This is a genomic window from Longimicrobium sp. (assembly GCF_036554565.1).
Taxonomy (GTDB): domain Bacteria; phylum Gemmatimonadota; class Gemmatimonadetes; order Longimicrobiales; family Longimicrobiaceae; genus Longimicrobium.
Map to the genome: position 1 here is coordinate 1 of NZ_DATBNB010000262.1, position 2,782 is coordinate 2,782.

Here is a 2,782-nt window from a genome sequence, read left to right on the forward strand (position 1 = left end):
CTGCTGGCGCTGGCGGCGATCGGCATCCTGCTGGAGGACGGGCGGCCCCTTCTCTTCGTGCAGCCGCGGGCGGGGCGGGGCGGGCGGGTGTTCCAGGCGCTCAAGTTCCGCACGATGCGCGTCCACCAGATCCCCGCGCACCAGATGGCGCAGGTGCGCTCCGGCGACCCCCTGGTGACGCGCGTGGGCTCGGTGCTTCGGCGGCTGAAGGTGGACGAGCTGCCGCAGCTGGTGAACGTGCTGCGCGGCGACATGTCGCTGGTGGGCCCGCGCCCCACGCTGCCGGAGCAGGTGGCGGGGTACGACGCCTTCCAGCGGCGGCGGCTGGAGGTGACGCCGGGGCTCACGGGGTGGGCGCAGGTGAACGGCAACACCGAGCTGGACTGGCCCGAGCGCATTCTGCTGGACGTATGGTACGTGGACCATCGCTCGCTCTGGCTGGACCTGCGCATCCTGGCGCGGACGCTGGCGGTGGTCGTGGGGGGCGAACGGGTCCGGAGCGGCCCCTTGGAACAGGCACGGCTGCATGCGCACGGTTCTGGTCGGGGCGGTTGAAAGCACGCGGGTGGCGCTGCAGGCGATGGCCGAGTCCGGGCACCCGCCCGCGGCGCTGCTGACTCTGCCGCCGGACCGCGCGCGCCGCCACTCGGACTACGTGCACCTGCGGCCCCTGGCCCAATCGCTGGGCGTGCGGGTGATCGACGCGCCGGACGTGAACACGCCCGAGGCGCTGGCCGCCATGGCCGAGGTGGCGCCCCGGCACGTGCTGGTGATCGGGTGGTCGCAGATCTGCCGCGACGACTTCCTGGCCGTCCCCGCGGGCGGGGCCCTCGGCTACCATCCCGCGCCGCTGCCGGAGAACCGGGGGCGCGGGGTGATCCCGTGGACCATCCTGCAGGGGGTGCGCGAGACGGGCGGCACCCTGTTCTGGCTGGACCAGGGGATGGATTCGGGCGACGTCGCGGCGCAGGAGCGCTTCGCCGTGGCCGAGGACGAGACGGCGGCCACGCTGTACGGAAAGCACATGGAGGCGCTGCGGCGGATGCTGGCCGGGCTGATGCCGCGGCTGGCGGAGGGAACGGCGCCGCGGCTGCCCCAGGACCACTCGCGCGCCACCTTCTGCGCCCGGCGCACCGCCGCGGACGGGTGGATCGACTGGACGCGTTCGGCGGACGACGTGTGGGCGCTGGTGCGCGCCTCGGGCGACCCGTACCCCGGCGCCTTCACGGTGCAGGGGGGCGAAAGGCTGGTGGTGTGGGCGGCGGACCGGGTGCGCGACGACCGGTACTGGGGCCTTCCCGGCCAGGTGCAGGCGATGGACGAGCAGGGCGTGCTGGTGCAGTGCGGCGACCGCGGCCACGTGCGGCTTCGGACCGTGCAGCGGGGGGATGGCGAACGGGTTGACGCGCGAAAGGTGCTGCGGATGCACGAAAAGCTGGGGATGGACGGGGCGGCGCTGTTCGCGGCGCTTCCGGGGGAGAGGCGGGCGTGAAGGGGCCGCTGCTGGTGGTGGCGCCGCACCCCGACGACGAGGTACTCGGCGCCGGCGGGACCATCGCCCGGCTCTCGGCCGCGGGCGAGGACGTGTACGTCGTCATCGTCACCAAGGGCTTTCCCCCGCACTGGGACGAGGCGTTCATCGCCCGGGGGCGCGCCGAGGCGGCGGAGGCCCACCGGGTACTGGGCGTGCGCGAAACGTTCTTCCTGGACTTTCCCGCCGCGGCGCTCGACACGGTGGCGCACCGCGACCTGAACGCCCGCATGGGCGAGGTGTTCGCGCGGGTGCGGCCGCACACCGTGCTCATCCCCTTCGTGGGCGACATCCACGCCGACCACCAGCTGGTGTTCCTTTCGGCGCTGGTGGCGTCGCGCCCCTCCACGGCCGCGCCCCCGCGGATGGTGCTGGCGTACGAGACGCTCTCCGAGACCAACTGGAACGCGCCGTACCTGTCGCCGGCCTTCGCGCCGAACGTGTACGTGGACGTGTCGGACCAGCTGGACACCAAGGTGCGCGCCATGGAGTGCTTCGAGTCGCAGATCAAGCCCTTTCCGCACGAGCGCTCGGCCGAGGCGCTGCGGGCGCTGGCCACCATGCGCGGGTGCACCGTGGGCGTGCGCGCGGCCGAGGCGTTCGTGCTGGTGCGCCAGGTCTGGTGACCGACTTCCTGGTGTGGGGGGGCGGGGGCCACGGCAAGGTGGTGGCCGACCTGGTGCGCGCGGCCGGCCACCGGCTGGCGGGGTTCGTGGACCGCGACCCCGCCAAGCGCGGCGTCGTCGTCGAGCCCGGCGGCGCCACGGTCGTGGCGGACGAGGACGAGCTGCTGAACGCCATCCGCCGCTCGGCGCCGCTTCCCGCGGGGGCCGGCGCCGTGGCCCTGGCCGTGGGCGACAACGCGCAGCGCGCGCGCTGCCTGGCGGCGCTGGGCGATACGCCGTCTCCCCCGCTGGTGCATCCCACGGCGGCGGTGAGCCCCTCGGCGACGATCGGGCGGGGGACGGTGGTCTTTCCCCGCGTGGTGGTGAACGCCGCCGCGCGCGTGGGCGAAGCGGTGATCCTGAACACCGCCTCGGTGGTGGAGCACGACTGCGTGGTGGGCGACGGGGCGCACCTGTCGCCCATGTCCTCCCTGTGCGGAAACGTGCGCGTGGGCGACCGCGGCTGGATCGGCGCGGGGGCCACCGTCATCCCCGGCGTGCGCATCGGCGACGACGCGCGGGTGGGGGCCGGCGCCGTGGCGGTCCGCGACGTGCCGGTAGGGGCCACGGTGGCCGGCGTGCCGGC

Annotated in this window: 4 protein-coding genes; all 4 read left to right on the forward strand. The window is 74.6% G+C overall.

The features are described from left to right. Positions 1-555 (forward strand): sugar transferase (locus VIB55_RS07100; RefSeq protein WP_331875974.1); only part of this gene is annotated, 555 nt, incomplete at its 5' end. Further along, on the forward strand, positions 527-1,492 hold the full coding sequence (locus VIB55_RS07105; protein ID WP_331875975.1) for a methionyl-tRNA formyltransferase: 966 nt from the start codon (positions 527-529) through the stop codon (positions 1,490-1,492). The genes VIB55_RS07100 and VIB55_RS07105, both read left to right, overlap by 29 nt. Beyond that, on the forward strand, positions 1,489-2,157 hold the full coding sequence (locus VIB55_RS07110; protein ID WP_331875976.1) for a PIG-L deacetylase family protein: 669 nt from the start codon (positions 1,489-1,491) through the stop codon (positions 2,155-2,157). Before VIB55_RS07105 ends, VIB55_RS07110 begins: the two co-directional genes overlap by 4 nt. Then, on the forward strand, positions 2,154-2,782 hold a 629-nt coding region (locus VIB55_RS07115; RefSeq protein WP_331875977.1), incomplete at its 3' end, for an acetyltransferase. The genes VIB55_RS07110 and VIB55_RS07115, both read left to right, overlap by 4 nt.

Excerpts from the sequence above, each read along its gene's own strand:
- VIB55_RS07105 (WP_331875975.1), top strand. The coding sequence starts at position 527 with ATGCGCACGGTTCTGGTCGGGGCGGTTGAAAGCACGCGGGTGGCGCTG.